The organism is Caldisericota bacterium, from assembly GCA_034717215.1.
GTDB lineage: Bacteria > Caldisericota > Caldisericia > Caldisericales > Caldisericaceae > UBA646.
Genome location: JAYELD010000084.1, coordinates 21,004 through 36,597, shown reverse-complemented (window position 1 = coordinate 36,597; position 15,594 = coordinate 21,004). Strand labels below are relative to the sequence as shown.

The window sequence follows — 15,594 nt, the reverse complement described above, 5'->3', positions numbered from 1 at the left end:
AATGGATATGATATACGAGACATTAACATGGATGAGCGTGTAGATAGCAATGATTTAGAAATTCTTATAGACAATTTTGGCAAAACTTACATGGACAAAGGATTTAATAGTTTTTCCGATTTAAATTCAGATTATAAAACAGACGGAAAAGATTTATTTTTATTCCTGTTACCATAAAAAATGCCTGATGTCTTTTAATAAAATCAGGCACTAAATCGTCCCAAAATATAGATTAACTAACTTTCTTTTTTATAAGGTACGCCATCTGAAGCAGGACCAACTGCTTTTCCGACAACACCGATCAATGCACCAATTGTTAACATATACGGAAGAGAAAGGTAGAATCCCAGTGGAATTAACTTTGCAAACCCAGTTGCTGTCCCTTGCATGAATAACTGCAGTACCTGTGCGCCAGCAAAAATAAGTATCGCGCCAAGCGCGCCAAAAGGTGTCCATTTACCAAAAATCATAGCAGCCAACCCAATAAAACCTTTTCCCATAGCCATTGAGTTAGTAAACGAAGACAGTGTCCCCAGTGAAAGCGCTAAACCTCCAAATGCTGCAAGAACACTACCGGAAATTACAGCAAACCATTTTATTTTAAATACATTTACTCCCAAGGTTTCTGCTGCATGAGGATTTTCTCCAACAGCACGAATCCTTAACCCAAGTACTGTGTGGTATAAAACAAAATGTAAGACAACAACTAAAATTAGCGCAAGCCAGATAAGTATTGTAAGCTCAGCAAACGCACCTAAAATAGGAATATCTTTAAGAAACGCGAGGTGTATTTTGCTAGCTGGAGCCCCAAAATAGGCTACTGGCGGAGAATAACCTGTCGTTTTAAAAATTGATTCGAGGAGATATGTGATCATACCCATTGCCATAACATTAATTGCCACACCAGAAATAATCTGATCGCCTGCCCATTTAACCGTAATATACGCATGTAAAGCACCGAGCACAATACCAATCCCAACGCCCCAGAGTAACCCAACCCAGGCATTACCAGATACAAACGATCCCCACACGCCAAAAAAAGCAGCAAATCGCATCATTCCTTCGAGTGCGATATTCACAACACCTGCATTTTCAGACATTACGCCACCTAAAGCAGCAAAAAGAATGGGAGCAGTATAATCTAATGCCTGCGCAATAGAAGCATTTAAAAAAGGAATATTGCTGTTCATTTTGCGTCTTCTCCCATTTCAGTTTGAACAGATTTTTTCCTTCCCTGTATAAGTTTCATAATCCAATACCTTATAAGCATCTGGAGAGCAATAAATCCAACAGTAAAACCCTCTATAATAGAAGGAAATGTTTTTGGGATATGGGCAAGTTGAACAGTAGTAGCACCTGTTCTTAACGCTCCTATTAATATGCCTGCAAGTACAACTCCCAACGGTTCATTCTGACCAATCAAAGCAACAGCAATTCCATCAAATCCGTATCCTCCTTCAAATATAGGAGGATACTGGAAGAGAACGCCTAACACCATAAATGCACCGCCTAGCGCTGCAACAGCACCTGCGATAAACATCGTTTGAATAGTTCTTCTCTCAACATTTATTCCAGCTGCTTTTGGGGCCTCCATACCAAAAATTAATGTATGGCCCATAGTACGTATTTCATATCCAAATGTTGTTTTATAAAACAAATACCAAATTAAAAACGTCACTGCCAGGATAATGATAATACTGATATTAAGCCGTGTTGGGGGAAGAATTTTGGGCAATTTGGCGGACAAACTGATATATGGCGTACCTGAAATACCTGTTTCAACTGCTGCTTCCATAGGGCCAATAACAAGCCACGCCTCAATAAGATATAAGGCAATCCAATTCAGCATAATTGTCGTAATAACCTCATGTATGCCCCGTTTTGCCTTTAAGTATCCTGCAATGGCCCCCCAAATACCTCCTGCAAGCATAACACCCACAATAATAAGAGGCAAATGAATAAATTTTGGTAAACCCGCAAATGGCTTTGCATATCCAAGGTAAGCAGCAGCAATGCCACCAACAATAAAATGGCCTTCTGCCCCGATATTAAACAGGCCTCCTTTTGCAGCAATTGCAAATCCAAAACCAGTCGCGATATACATAGAAGAAGCAATAAGCATTTCTGCAAAATGGCTTTTCCAGTAAGGACCAGGAAACAAACCTGATGCCCCAAACAATAATTTATATGCAACAACTGGACTCCTACCCGTAATTTTTATAAAAATCGCTCCTACAATAAATGCAAGTAAAATAGAAACTAAAGGAACTAAAGCATTCATCCACCAATATTTTTCTCTTTTCCCAAAAACAACCCTTTTTAATACATCTTTCATTGTGCTACCCTCTTCTGCTTTTTCAATCCGAGCATCATAAGGCCTAATTCTTCTTCAGTTGTTTTATCCGGTGTTGTCTCTCCAACAATTTCTCCGTTGTACAGCACTAATATCCTGTCTGAAAGACCCATAATTTCTGACAATTCAAGAGAAATTAATAATATCGACATACCTCTTTCCTTCTCTTCTATGAGCTTATGATATACAAATTCCATAGCACCAATGTCCAGCCCTCTCGTAGGCTGAGAAGCAAGAAGAAACTTATGTTCCATAGACATTTCTTTGGCAAGAATAAGTTTTTGCTGGTTCCCTCCCGAAAGGTTCCTGGCTTTTGTGTGTATATTCCTTGGTCTTACATCAAATTCTTCCAATTTTTTTGTTGCAAACTTGTCTATTTCAATGTTATTTAGTACCCCATTTTTTGAAAATGGATAAAGAGTATGCTGACCCATAATAATATTTTCTCTTGACCTAAAAGGCAGTACAAGGCCTCTCATTTTCCTGTCTTTAGGAATGTATGCCATCCCTTTCTTTCTTATGTTAAACGGAGTAATTACTCTAACTTCTTCGCCATCAAATGTAATAGTGCCTTTAACGGGACGAGTAAAACCAATCAATGCATTTACTAATTCTGCTTGCCCGTTTCCTTCTACTCCAGCAATGCCAACAATTTCACCTGCACGAACATCGAAAGAAACTCCTTTTAGCCCTACAATTCCTCTTTTACTCTTTACCGTAAGATCGCGAACTGAAATTACCGTTCCTCCAACCTTTGCCCTGGCTTTTGGAATTTTTAATACAACATCTCTACCAACAACCATTCGTGCAAGCTCTACTTCACTTGTTTTTCCTTTTTCCACAACTCCTTGTAATTTTCCACGCCTTAAAACAGCAATTCTATCCGCAATAGCCATTACTTCCTTGAGTTTATGGGAAATAAATATAATTGTTTTACCGTTCTTTTTTAATTTCATTAAAGTTTTAAACAAATCTTCTGTTTCTTCTGGAGTAAGCACTGCGGTAGGTTCATCAAAAATCAGTATCTCTGCCCCTCTTCGCAGTATTTTTAGTATTTCAACCCTTTGCTGGATACCAACAGGAAGATTTGCCACTCTTTCTGCCGGGTCCACTTTTAGCCCGAACTTCTCGGACAACTCCTTTACCTCATTTAACGCCTTCTTGCAGTCAAAAACTATTCCTTTGCTGGGTTCATCGCCTAACACAATATTCTGCGTCACAGTGAAACGGGGTATAAGCATAAATTCCTGATGTACCATACCAATTTTTAAGTTAATTGCCTCATGGGGAGTTTTAATATCGACTTTCTTGTCAAATACGAAAATTTCGCCTGATGTTGCAGTATATAATCCATAGACAATTTTCATTAAAGTCGATTTCCCTGCCCCGTTTTCCCCTACGATAGCATAAATTTCTCCTTTATTTACGGAAAGACTTATGCTATCATTTGCAAGAACGCCTGGAAACTGTTTAACAATGTTCTTAACTTCTAATGCCTTCATCTTTACCTCTCATTAAAAATACAGGGTGGAATTACTCCACCCTGTATAAGTTCATTTTCTCTTATTATTAAAAATCAGTTGGAGGGGTCCAATTATCTACGTCAGGTGGATCTGTTGGAACTTCAAAAATACCATCTATCATCATTTCTCTTAAACGCTCAACCTTGTCAATTTGATCCTGAGTAAGTGCATCTGCCACATGGTCCGGAGCATAGCCCACACCACCATCTTTTAAAGTCATTGTTATAAGACCACTGTGGAATGTATCTTCTACAACACTTTTAATTGCAAGATACGTTGCATAATCTACATGTTTCAAAGAAGAAGTAAGTGTTCTAGGAGGACAAAGATTCTCGTCAAGGCCCATATCTACATCAACGCCAATACCCCAGTAAGGTGCTCCTCTTTCGCAGATTGACTGGAACATTCCGTTTCCTGTTGCACCTGCAGCATGGAATAATACATCACAGCCCTGGCTAATTTGAGACTCTGCAGCACTCTTTCCTAACGCAGGTTCTGTAAAGCTGCCAGTATACTGGCCAATAATCTCAATACTTGGATCTATTGTCTTTAAACCAGCTAGGTAACCAGCTTCATATCTTAACACTGGAGGAATTGGCATTCCGCCAATATAGCCAACTTTGCCAGCTTCTGTTGCATATGCCGCAACTGCTCCAACAAGGAATCCGCATTCATGCTCATTAAATAGATAACCTACGACATTTGGCGGGTCTATCATGTTCCCATCTTCATCCACAGGAGGCGCATCAATCAACATAAACTTTGTATCGGGATATTTCACAGCAGATTCACCAATTGCACCTGCAAGCATAAATCCTACACCAATGACAAGATCACATCCCTCTTGCTCAACGAGCGTTGCAATGTTTGGAATATAATCTTTTTTATCTTTTGACTCAAGAACCATGGCAGAGATACCTAATGTCTGAATGTTCTTGTCTTTGAGGTCTCCTGGGATACTCGCGTTAAACTCTGCATCTGAGATTGGCTCGTACCCACCACCTTTTACATACTTCACTTTTCCTGCCCATGTTTCTAAACCACGAAGGGCAGAGTCATTAAACGACCTGTCGCCTCTTCCGCCGACATCTGTCACAAGTCCAATTTTAATCGTTTCAACTGGCGGTTCTTCTTCTGCTGGAGCGCATCCTACAAATACTGCCCCAACCATTACTACAACAAGTAATAATGCCAACAACTTTTTAACTCTCATTTTACTCCTCCTTTCAATGATATGATTAAATTATAATTTATATTTATTGCCCTGTCAAGTTTATTAATATAATTTTTCAAGGTGCGGTTGTTTGTGCTTAAAAAAAGATTTTAGCTAACCTATAAAATTCCAGGTCAACACTATGTATTTTCCCAGCAACTTCTTTAAGAGGATTAAACACAATATCCCTTCCGCAAATCCCTACAAGCCCATTAAATTTACCTTTATCTGCAAACTCTGTTGCAGCTGCCCCAAGTCTTGTTGCTAAAATTCTGTCAGTATTTGTAGGTATACCACCTCTCTGTATATATCCAAGCACAGTCGTACGAGTTTTAATGTGAGTAAGTTTTTCAAGTTCTTCCATAATTGTGTAACCTACCATTTTCTTACTATTTATTGGATGCCCAAATTCATCATACTCCTTTTGTTTAGTTTTTCCTCCTGGAAGAGAAGCTCCTTCAGCTACTACCACGATACTAAAATTTTTACCTTCTTTTTTCCTTTTCGCGAGATGTGCTGCAACTTCTTCCAACTTGTAAGGAATTTCAGGTATAATAATATAATCTGCTCCACCTGCTACTCCTCCAAATAAAGCGAGCCATCCGGTTTCTCTGCCCATTGTTTCAACAATCATTGCTCGATGGTGTACTGATGCAGTAGCGTGAAGGTTATCCAATGCAGAGCTAATTGTGGTTACGGCAGTATCAAACCCTATAGCAAAATCTGTGCCATATACATCGTTATCTATTGTTTTTGGTATTACAATAGAAGGAATGCCTTCGTCAGAAAACTTTTTAGCTATATCTACCGTATCTCTATCACCAATGATCACTAAAAGAGTTAACGAATTTTTCTTAAAATTTTCCTTAATTGTCTGGACGTTCTTTGGATCCTTAAATGGATTAATACGAGAGATTCCCAGTACAGACCCGGAGAGAGGCAAAATGCCTGAAACCACATCTTTTGTAATAATTTTGACATCATTTTTTATCAAGCCAATAAAACCATCTATAAAACCTAACATTTCATCGTCTTTTTCAAATGCTTCGCGTGCAATTGCTCTGATCGCTGCATTAATGCCGGGTGCATCTCCACCATCACATAAAACCCCGTACCTCTTCATCAGTTACCTCCTAAAATTCGGTTTTGCCTGTAAAAGTAAAATCTTTTATCCGCGCGTACGGCGCGGTAACAGATGCCATATCATAAATGATTTTTCGCTCCTTACTTAATTCCAGGACGTTGTTTAACGCAGTTGCAATGTTTTCAATAAAACGCATATTTTTGACAGGCTTTGTGATTTTTCCATTTTCTATAAGAAATAATCCATCTCTTGTCATCCCTGTAATAACAGTATTCCTTGGATCCATTGGATTGGTATACCAAAATCGCTGGACATAAAGTCCTTTTTTCACATGAGAAATCATTTTTTCTTTACTGCTCTCGCCGCCTTCCATAATAAGGTTCATTGGGTATGGACTGTACTGGCTCGGCTGAGGAAGCGAATGCCCGGTCGATTTTTTTCCTTCTTTATATGCCGAAAGCGTGTCATACACAACACCTTTAGCAACACCTTTATCAAAGAACATCACTTTCTTCTTTGGCACACCCTCAAAATCAAATGGAAGAGAAATTGTTTCCTGAGAAAAACCATCATCATACATTGTAACGTTTTCGCCAACTACCTTTTTGCCAATCTGCCCGATGAGAAAACTCATACCTTCGTTCATCGCTCTTGCGTTTAATGCAATATAGCTAAGGCTTCCTATTAAATCTGCAAGTGCATATGGCGTAAGAATTACTTCATACTTCCCTGGCTCAATTGATACAGGGGTTTGACTCTTTTCTGCAATCTCAACGCTCTCTCGAATAATATCGTTAAGGGGAATTTCATTAACATCAACAGAAGAATACTCTGAGTAACCACTTGAGGTATCTGTTAACACAACGCTTTTTAGTGTGCTTACCGTTAATTTTGTATATCTTTCCACACCTAAGGAATTTGCTACTGCAACTTCTAACGCATTTGTTTCGAATTTGCCTGAACCAATAAACCCTTTCGCTTTTGTTTTACTTAATATCTTACTTACATACTCTGCCCTAAACTCTGGAGTACAATTAGCTGTTGCCTCCACGAAAAAATCTTTATCCTTTCTTTTTTCCGGTTTTGCGAATGAGACAAAATCAAGATTTTCTCTCTGGTTCTTTGCAATAAGAATTGCATTGCGAACGACTTTTTTAATAGCATCTTTCGAAAAACTATTTACAATCGCAGAACCAACCTTTTTTCCAATTGCAACTCTCACGGAAAGACTGCAATCTTTCCCGCCAACATTTCGGTGGATATAGTTATTAGCAAAACCTGTCAAGTAAGATTCTTCTCCCATAAATAAGGCTTCAGTTTGGTCAGCACTGGACAGAGAAATCACATTTTCTAATATATCCAACACTCTTTCTTTCCCAATCATTTCAACACCCCTACTTGTATATCTCTGAAACGTGCCGGAGCAGTACCATGACTCACCTGCATCACCTGCACTGGTTCCCCTTTCCCACAATTTGGTACGCCCCAAACATGCCAAAAATCCTTGTTTGCTATGCCGTCGCATTTTCGCCAAAATTCATAAGTAATTCCTGTGTAAGTGGGATTTTTTACCATTTCCTGGATCTTTCCATTTTTAATTTCCCATCCTATCTCAGTGCCAAACTGAAAATTCAGTCTATTTTGATCAATGCTCCAACTTTTATTTGTTCCCATCAAAACACCGTGGTCAATACCCTTAATCAATTCATCAAATGTTTTATCGCCTGGCTCTAAATTAATACTTGTCATCCTTATGATAGGCATTTTATTCCAATTGTCCGCACGCATCGCGCCCATAACCTCAAGATCTAATTTAGCAGCCGTCTCCCTCGAATTAAGATATCCCACAAATATTCCATTCTTCACAAGATAAACCCTTTTCGCTTTAACGCCTTCGTCATCATACGCAAATCCTCCTAAAGCTCTTGGAATTGTTGCGTCAGCAGTAATATTCACTATATCAGACCCGTATTTAAATGTACCAAGTTTATCCGTTGTAAGAAATGAAGTGCCAGCAAAAGATGCTTCTTCTCCAAGCACTCTATCGAGTTCGGTAGGATGCCCTACTGATTCATGAATCTGCAAAGCCATTTGCGGGCTTCCCAATACAATATCCATCGTACCAGAAGGACACTGCTTTGCCGAAAGCAGCTTTATGGATTGCTCTGCAATCTCTTTACCGTGAGAAACAAGGTCCATTTCTTCAATAAATTCAAACCCCTTCCTCTGATAGTCACCGCCGAATGAGTTAGGGTAACTTCTCACCTGCATCTCTTTTCCATCAGTTGCAACAACTGATATTCCTGCGCCACTAACAATTCTCTCCTGTTCTATGTATGCTCCTTCAGATGATGCAAAAGTTTTCCACTCTTTTGAAAAGTGCATAGATCCTTTTCTCACAACGATACCCTGAACGTTCATTGCCTTATCTGCTTCAAGAAGAATCATAATTTTCTTTGTAATAGGCATCTCAAACGGATCAATTTTGACTGGTTGCGGCACTCTGTCTTGATAAACTTTTGAATCACTCATTTTTGCATCTTCTAACTTTGTCTTACTGCTCGCAAGTGCAATTTGGACAGCCTCATTTGCCACTCTTTCTCCTTCTTCTGGGGTAGCTATAAATGAAGATGAAAAACCCCATCCACCATTTGCAATAACTCTCACTCCAAACCCTTTGGAACCAGTGTGTTTTATTGCATCGACTGCACCATTTTTCGTGGTAATGTCTTCTTCCTCTCTCTGGATAGACCGTATATCAACATAAGAGGCACCGGCTCTCTTTGCTGCAAAAAGCGCGCTTTCAACTATTTCCTGCATAGTAATCTCCTCCTTTGCATAAAATTTAGTATAACATTAATTTTTTTTTAATAAAGATATAATTTTAATAAAATATTTTCCTAAAATTAAAAAAGTAAAAAAATTTTTAGCGTTTGATTCCAGAAATCAATATTCCGGCATATGAAGTAGAATTAAGTAAAATTTACTTTCTTACTCAGCAACTGTTGACAAAAAGACACGTTACTTGTAGAATAAAACACAATGAGAAAAAAAATAATAATTGTTTTGGTATTAGTTCTATTTGCTACCGGTATCGCTTATTCGCTAATTAAATACATACAAACAACGCAGAGCAGCATTATAAAAAAAGATATACTGCAAACAAACACACCCATTGCTGGATTAGCAAATTTGGGAGACACTGTCATCATTTGTACTCATGGTGGAAAAATTATTGCACTGAATACGCAAGGGGAGATACAGTGGGAAACAAAAATTGATTCTTCTATTTTTAATATAAGCGAAAACACTGAAGAAGAGATGCTAATTGTTGCCGGGGTAAATTTCTACATGTTTAACAAAGAAGGTAAACAAGTTTTAAAAAAGGAATTGGAAGATTATATAGGAATAAAAGGAAAGTTTCTTTCAAATGGAAATATAAAACTTGTGTACCAATCACTCACGGATCTTTCATACATAGCTGTTACAATAGATAAAGCAGGGAAAACGTTGTTCAAGGAAGAAATACCCGATCTTGGTGAGTCCTCACAAATAGATATTTCCGATAGCGGAAAACTTCTTTTTGCTGGCGAAAGAGGAGAGATTTACCTCATTAACGAAGATATGGTTGAAAACAGCGCTATAATAGAGACTGAGAAATGGAATTTTCACTCTATCTTTGGCTATTTTATAGGAGACAGTATAGTAGCAGGATTTATGCTATCTGGAGAAGAAGATTCATCAATTCCAGTGTTTTTCTACAGCGCTGATCTTCAATCTGTCACAAAAGTGTTGTTATATAGTAAAATCAATAATATTTCTCTGCACAATAACCTCGTCACATTTGCAACAGAAAATGAATTCATCACCTTTGATCAAAATGGCAAAGAACGTAACAAAATGTCAAAATTAGGTTTCTCTGCCTTTAATTTTTCATCAAATAATGATACCCAGCTCTGCTTTTATAAAAAAAGCCTCTCAGAAAAGGATAAAAAAAATATATACTATATCTCATTAATTAAGGATAACAAGGAGATTTTAAAATATCTGTTCCCATCTGATTCTATCCCGTCAGTTTACCTTAGCAACAAAGAAGATCTGATTTTTATTATAGATGGAAACAAATTAATTTTTATCTATTAAGAGATGAAAATAGACATTTCTGCTGTCAGTTATGAAGAGGCAAAAGACCTCATAAAAAAATTGCGGCGTACCATTCAACATCATAATTATCTGTATTATACACGCAACGAACCCGAAATTTTAGATCGCGAATATGACCAGGTGTTTCAAGATCTCATTGCACTTGAAAAAAAATTCCCTTCCCTTATATCACCTGACTCTCCGACACAACGCGTAGGAGCACCTCCACTTAAAGAATTTAAAACAGTGCAACATAAAATACCTATGCTGTCGCTCGGAAATGCATTTAACAACGAAGATTTAATAAATTTTGACAAGCGTATAAAAAAAGAACTAAAGACAGAGATATTTCAATATGTGACTGAACTTAAAATGGATGGACTCGCTATATCAATTCGTTATGAAAATGGCATATTAGTTCAAGGCGCAACACGCGGAAACGGAGTAAGCGGAGAAGATGTCTCTTTAAATGTAAAGACAATAAAAAACATACCATTAAAGTTATTTGGCAATACTATTCCCCCTATCATAGAAGTTCGAGGAGAAGTAATTATGTACAAAAAGGATTTTGAAGAATTAAATAAAGAGAGAAAAAAAAATGGTGAGCTTCCTTTTGCCAATCCGAGAAACGCTGCAGCAGGTTCACTAAGACAGCTAGATTCACACATTACAGCACAGAGAAAACTCCAGATGATTTCATATGGCATAGGAGAAATAGAAGGTATCAGTTTCAAAACACATTTAGAGATTCTTGAATCCTTAAAAAAACTTGGATTTAAAACAAGCCCGGAAGCTGCTCTTTGCAGTGAAATAAATGAAGCCATAGAACGATGTGAATATTACAAGAATCATAGGAATGACTATCCATTTGAAGCCGACGGCATAGTAGTAAAAGTAAATGAGATAACACTCCAAAAAAAATTAGGAACAACATCGCATGAACCAAAATGGGCAATTGCATATAAATTTCCACCAGAAGAAACAGAAACTACTGTGAAAAACATCATTGTACAGGTTGGCAGAACAGGAATCCTCACTCCAGTTGCTGTTTTCAACCCGATTAAACTTGAAGGTAGCACTGTATCTCGCGCTACGCTGCATAATGAAGACCAGGTTAAACGATTGGATATAAGAATAAATGACAATATCGTTGTACGAAAAGCAGGTTCGGTAATACCTGAAATAGTAAAAATACTAAAGGAGAAGCGCCCACAAAATACGCAACCCTTTAAAATGCCGGATAAGTGCCCTGTTTGTGGTGACCTTGCGGTAAGACTCGAAGGAGAATCAGCAACAAGATGCATTAATGTATCCTGCCCTGCGCAAGTAAAAGAACGCATTATACATTTTGCTTCGCAAAATGCAATGGATATAGATGCACTGGGAGATAAAATTATCGATCAGCTGGTAGACAAAAAAATAATATCCGACTATTCCGATCTCTATTATCTTAAAAAGGAAGATCTTCTGAAACTCGAAAGAATGGGAGAAACACTCGGAGAAAAAATATTACGAAACATTCAACAGAGCAAAAATAAAAACCTATCAAATCTTATTTATGCACTTGGCATATTTCAGGTAGGAAAATACACTGCGAATCTGCTAGCAAAAACATTTAAAAGCATTGATGCACTCAAAGCCGCAACAGAAGACGAAACTCTTGCAATAGAAGGCATAGGTCCGATTACTGCACAGAGTATAAAGAAATTCTTCTCCTCAAATCAAAATATAGAAATTTTAAGAAAGTTAAAAGCAGCAGGCATAAAAATGGAAGAGGAAGAAATAAAAACACAGAATTTGCCATTAAAGAGAGAAAAAATTGTTTTCACAGGTACTCTTAAAAATTTTTCGCGTGAAAAAGCACAAAATATTGTGAAAAATTTAGGGGGAGAGGCACTTGAAACTGTTACTAAAGCAACAACGATTGTTGTTGCCGGGGAAAACCCGGGCAGTAAATATAAAAAAGCTAAAGCATTAGGAATAAAAATAATAAGTGAAGATGAATTCCAAAAGCTTATCACTGGGAGATAAATATGGTTGATATAGATAAAATTGAAAAACTTGCTGCGTTAAAACTAAAAGAGAAAGAAAAGGAGACAATACTTAATGATCTAGAAGAAATCATTCACTACTTTGAAATATTGAAAGAAGTAAACACTGAAAATGTGGAACCACAGATATACACAAAAGAGGCACATCTTTTTTTAAGAAAAGATGAAGCAAAAAATGGCCTTCATAAAGAAGATCTTGAAAAGAACAAAACGCTTGCCCGTGAAAATTTTTATAGAGTTAAACATATTATAGGTGAATAACATGACAATTACCAGCTTGCCAATATCCAACCTTATCAACAAGCTTAAGAATAAAGAAATCACTACAAGAGAAGTAATTGAAAATTATGCTAAAAATATTTATGAAAAAGAAAAAAATATTAAAGCATTTATCCATTTGGATATAGAAAAAGCACTGGAACAAGCAGAAAAACTTGATAAAATGAACGAAAAAAAGGGGCTTCTCTTCGGTGTGCCTGTTGCCGTAAAAGATAATATAAACGTAAAGAACTGCGAAACAACAGCAGGATCACAAATATTAAAAGGGTATATATCTCCGTACAACGCGACAATTGTTAAAAAATTAAAAGAAGAAAATGCTATCATTATAGGCAAAACGAATATGGATGAGTTTGCAATGGGCTCCTCAAATGAAAATTCGTCTTTTTTCCCCACGCACAACCCCGTAAATTATGATTACGTTCCCGGTGGGTCTTCCGGAGGTTCTGCATCTTCGGTAAAAAGCGAAGAAGCATTAGCAGCACTTGGATCCGATACTGGGGGTTCAGTAAGAGAACCTGCCGCATTTTGTGGTATTGTAGGGTTAAAGCCAACATACGGGCTTGTTTCAAGGTACGGCCTTATTGCTTTTTCATCATCGCTTGATCAAATTGGCCCTCTTACAAGAAATGTAAAAGACTGTGCCATAATGTTAAACACAATTGCAGGATTTGATCCGCATGACGAAACATCTGTCAATATTAAAAAAGAAGACTATACAAAACTTTTAGGAAAAGAAATAAAAGGTAAAAGAATTGGCATAATAAAAGAAGTAATGGATTTTGATATACAGGATGAAATAAAAGAAGAACTCAAAAAAACAATAAGCACTCTCGTTAAACTTGGTGCTACCATAACAGAAATATCCATTGCGCATCTAAAATATGCACTTCCCGCGTACTACATTATTGCTCCGTCAGAAGCCTCATCTAACCTTAGCCGTTTTGATGGAGTACGATACGGATTAACTGTTCAAGGAAAGAATCTTACAAGCACATACGAATTGACACGCACAGAAGGATTTGGAGAAGAAGTAAAAAGGAGGATTCTTATCGGCACATTTGCACTATCTGCAGGATATTATGATGCATATTACTTAAAAGCTTCAAAAGTAAGAAAAATTCTTGCAAATGAATTTGAAAAAGCATTTGAAGCAGTAGATACGTTACTTCTTCCCACAACAGCTACTACAGCCTTCAAATTGGGGGAGAAGAAAAACCCCCTTGAAATGTATATGAGTGATATTTTTACAATACCTGTAAACCTTGCAGGACTACCTGCAATCTCTGTCCCCCACGGAAATGATAAAAACGGACTTCCCATTGGAATGCAGCTAATAGGAAGCTGGTTCAAGGAAAAAGAGCTCTTGCAAATTGCATATGCTGTAGAAAATGGATAAGTGGCATGAGAGAGAAGAAAAAATGAACGAATATAAACCAACAATAGGCCTTGAAATACACATACAGCTTGACACAAAAACAAAATTGTTTTGTGGATGTTCTACACAGTTTGGCGAAAAACCTAATACGCATATCTGCCCTGTCTGTTTGGGTCTCCCGGGTGCACTTCCCGTTCTAAATGAAAAAGCCATTGAATACGGTATAAAATTGGGACTTGCCCTAAATATGAAAATAAACAAAGAATCAACTTTTTACAGAAAAAACTATTTCTACCCGGATTTGCCAAAAGGATATCAGATCACCCAGTATACAATCCCAATTGCAAGTGAAGGCTTCCTTGAAATAAAGACAGAAAAAGGAAAAAAGAAAATTAGTATCCAGAGAGGGCATATAGAAGAAGACTCTGGAAAATCGATCCATACAGACGATATTACAGAATCCACATATTCTTATATTGATTTTAACAGGTCCGGCGTACCTTTAATGGAAATTGTTACATATCCTGATATTGAAACAGCTGAAGAAGCATATCATTTTCTTGTGCTTCTCAGAAAAACAGTGCGATATTTGGGCGTTTCAAGCGGAGATATGGAAAAAGGAGCTCTGCGATGTGATGTTAACGTGTCCCTCTCAAAAAGCAATACAATGGGCACAAAAGTGGAAATTAAAAATCTCAATTCATTCCGTAGCATACGAAAAGCGCTTGAATATGAAATTAAAAGGCAGACAGAAATGCTTAAAAATGGAGAAAAAACTGTTCATGAAACAAGACATTTTGACGAAAAAACAGGGATAACAAAATCAATGAGAACCAAAGAAGAACTAAACGATTACAGATACTTTCCCGAACCAGACCTTCCACCGCTTCTTTTAAATGAAACATTTATAGAAGATATAAAAAACAGTTTACCTGAACTTCCTGTACAAAAAGAAGAACGGTTCATCAAACAATATTCATTAAGCAATACTTATGCTTATGAAATCGCATCATCCAATGAACTCGCAGATTATTTTGAATCAATTGCAAAAGCGACAGGCAAGCCGAAAGAAGTTGCAAATTTTCTTATGGGGAGCATCATGAAATTTCTCAATGAAACAGAAAAAACAATAAGCGAAATTGGTTTCGACAAGAAAAAATTCATAGAATTTTTTTCACTTTTGGAAAAAGGCATAATTTCAAAAAATATAGCAAAAGAAATCATAGCCGAATCGCTAAAAACAGGAAAATCTCCAAAAAAGATTGTAGAAGAAAAGGGATTAATCCAAATAACAGACGAAAATAAAATAAAAGAAATTGTGAAACAAGTCCTGAGAGAAAACTCAGAAGCTGTTTCGCGTTACCTCGCTGGAAAAACCCAGATACTTGGCTTCCTTGCAGGACAAGTAATGAAAAAAACAAAAGGAAAAGCAAATCCTCAAATTGCAAACAAACTCCTTACGGAAGCACTTAACAAGATGAAGCAATGAATTGCAATCGATTAAAACGTTTATCCATACTAATACTTATTTTGTTTCTCGTTTTTCAAACAATTTATATTGCGAAAGCCA

At 37.1% G+C, this 15,594-nt stretch carries 12 protein-coding genes; 5 read left to right on the top strand and 7 right to left on the bottom strand.

Features of this window, described 5'->3' with window-relative positions; translation table 11 throughout:
- Window positions 1-236: 236 nt before the first annotated feature.
- The 7 genes from U9Q18_03460 to U9Q18_03430 all read right to left on the bottom strand — a co-directional run bounded on the left by U9Q18_03460 (window position 237) and on the right by U9Q18_03430 (window position 8,993).
- Window positions 237-1,190, bottom strand: coding sequence for an ABC transporter permease (locus U9Q18_03460; protein ID MEA3313413.1), 954 nt, complete (start codon window positions 1,188-1,190; stop codon window positions 237-239).
- The gene (locus U9Q18_03455; protein ID MEA3313412.1) at window positions 1,187-2,335 is read right to left on the bottom strand and encodes an ABC transporter permease; all 1,149 of its coding nucleotides are present in this window, start codon (window positions 2,333-2,335) and stop codon (window positions 1,187-1,189) included. Before U9Q18_03455 ends, U9Q18_03460 begins: the two co-directional genes overlap by 4 nt.
- Window positions 2,332-3,855 carry an ABC transporter ATP-binding protein gene (locus tag U9Q18_03450; GenBank protein MEA3313411.1) on the bottom strand — a complete coding sequence of 508 codons (1,524 nt, stop codon included), beginning with the start codon at window positions 3,853-3,855 and terminating at the stop codon, window positions 2,332-2,334. The genes U9Q18_03455 and U9Q18_03450 overlap by 4 nt, the downstream gene beginning before the upstream one ends.
- A 67-nt stretch (window positions 3,856-3,922) precedes the next feature.
- On the bottom strand, window positions 3,923-5,089 hold the full coding sequence (locus U9Q18_03445; GenBank protein MEA3313410.1) for a BMP family ABC transporter substrate-binding protein: 1,167 nt from the start codon (window positions 5,087-5,089) through the stop codon (window positions 3,923-3,925).
- A gap of 97 nt (window positions 5,090-5,186) precedes the next feature.
- On the bottom strand, window positions 5,187-6,212 hold the full coding sequence (locus tag U9Q18_03440; GenBank protein MEA3313409.1) for an ATP-dependent 6-phosphofructokinase: 1,026 nt from the start codon (window positions 6,210-6,212) through the stop codon (window positions 5,187-5,189).
- A 10-nt stretch (window positions 6,213-6,222) separates the two neighbouring features.
- Window positions 6,223-7,557 carry a TldD/PmbA family protein gene (locus U9Q18_03435; GenBank protein ID MEA3313408.1) on the bottom strand — a complete coding sequence of 445 codons (1,335 nt, stop codon included), beginning with the start codon at window positions 7,555-7,557 and terminating at the stop codon, window positions 6,223-6,225.
- On the bottom strand, window positions 7,554-8,993 hold the full coding sequence (locus tag U9Q18_03430) for a TldD/PmbA family protein (protein ID MEA3313407.1): 1,440 nt from the start codon (window positions 8,991-8,993) through the stop codon (window positions 7,554-7,556). Before U9Q18_03430 ends, U9Q18_03435 begins: the two co-directional genes overlap by 4 nt.
- Before the next feature lie 222 nt (window positions 8,994-9,215).
- Between U9Q18_03430 and U9Q18_03425 the strand changes: the two genes are divergently transcribed.
- The 5 genes from U9Q18_03425 to gatB are packed head-to-tail and all read left to right on the top strand — an operon-like array spanning window position 9,216 to window position 15,513.
- Window positions 9,216-10,316 carry a hypothetical protein gene (locus U9Q18_03425; protein ID MEA3313406.1) on the top strand — a complete coding sequence of 367 codons (1,101 nt, stop codon included), beginning with the start codon at window positions 9,216-9,218 and terminating at the stop codon, window positions 10,314-10,316.
- A gap of 3 nt (window positions 10,317-10,319) precedes the next feature.
- Window positions 10,320-12,347 (top strand): NAD-dependent DNA ligase LigA, encoded by a 2,028-nt coding sequence (gene ligA / locus U9Q18_03420; protein ID MEA3313405.1) that lies wholly within the window; start codon window positions 10,320-10,322, stop codon window positions 12,345-12,347.
- A gap of 2 nt (window positions 12,348-12,349) precedes the next feature.
- Window positions 12,350-12,628, top strand: a complete 279-nt coding sequence (gatC, locus tag U9Q18_03415) for an Asp-tRNA(Asn)/Glu-tRNA(Gln) amidotransferase subunit GatC (GenBank protein ID MEA3313404.1) — start codon at window positions 12,350-12,352, stop codon at window positions 12,626-12,628.
- A gap of 1 nt (window position 12,629) precedes the next feature.
- Window positions 12,630-14,045 carry an Asp-tRNA(Asn)/Glu-tRNA(Gln) amidotransferase subunit GatA gene (gene gatA, locus U9Q18_03410; protein ID MEA3313403.1) on the top strand — a complete coding sequence of 472 codons (1,416 nt, stop codon included), beginning with the start codon at window positions 12,630-12,632 and terminating at the stop codon, window positions 14,043-14,045.
- Entirely contained in the window at window positions 14,038-15,513 is a 1,476-nt protein-coding gene (gene gatB / locus U9Q18_03405) for an Asp-tRNA(Asn)/Glu-tRNA(Gln) amidotransferase subunit GatB (protein ID MEA3313402.1), read from the top strand. Before gatA ends, gatB begins: the two co-directional genes overlap by 8 nt.
- Window positions 15,514-15,594 lie beyond the last annotated feature (81 nt).

Excerpts from the sequence above, each read along its gene's own strand:
- U9Q18_03440 (MEA3313409.1), bottom strand. The coding sequence starts at position 6,212 with ATGAAGAGGTACGGGGTTTTATGTGATGGTGGAGATGCACCCGGCATT.
- U9Q18_03445 (MEA3313410.1), bottom strand. The coding sequence starts at position 5,089 with ATGAGAGTTAAAAAGTTGTTGGCATTATTACTTGTTGTAGTAATGGTT.
- gatA (MEA3313403.1), top strand. The coding sequence starts at position 12,630 with ATGACAATTACCAGCTTGCCAATATCCAACCTTATCAACAAGCTTAAG.
- U9Q18_03455 (MEA3313412.1), bottom strand. The coding sequence starts at position 2,335 with ATGAAAGATGTATTAAAAAGGGTTGTTTTTGGGAAAAGAGAAAAATAT.
- U9Q18_03435 (MEA3313408.1), bottom strand. The coding sequence starts at position 7,557 with ATGATTGGGAAAGAAAGAGTGTTGGATATATTAGAAAATGTGATTTCT.
- U9Q18_03425 (MEA3313406.1), top strand. The coding sequence starts at position 9,216 with ATGAGAAAAAAAATAATAATTGTTTTGGTATTAGTTCTATTTGCTACC.
- ligA (MEA3313405.1), top strand. The coding sequence starts at position 10,320 with ATGAAAATAGACATTTCTGCTGTCAGTTATGAAGAGGCAAAAGACCTC.
- gatC (MEA3313404.1), top strand. The coding sequence starts at position 12,350 with ATGGTTGATATAGATAAAATTGAAAAACTTGCTGCGTTAAAACTAAAA.
- U9Q18_03450 (MEA3313411.1), bottom strand. The coding sequence starts at position 3,855 with ATGAAGGCATTAGAAGTTAAGAACATTGTTAAACAGTTTCCAGGCGTT.
- U9Q18_03460 (MEA3313413.1), bottom strand. The coding sequence starts at position 1,190 with ATGAACAGCAATATTCCTTTTTTAAATGCTTCTATTGCGCAGGCATTA.
- gatB (MEA3313402.1), top strand. The coding sequence starts at position 14,038 with ATGGATAAGTGGCATGAGAGAGAAGAAAAAATGAACGAATATAAACCA.
- U9Q18_03430 (MEA3313407.1), bottom strand. The coding sequence starts at position 8,993 with ATGCAGGAAATAGTTGAAAGCGCGCTTTTTGCAGCAAAGAGAGCCGGT.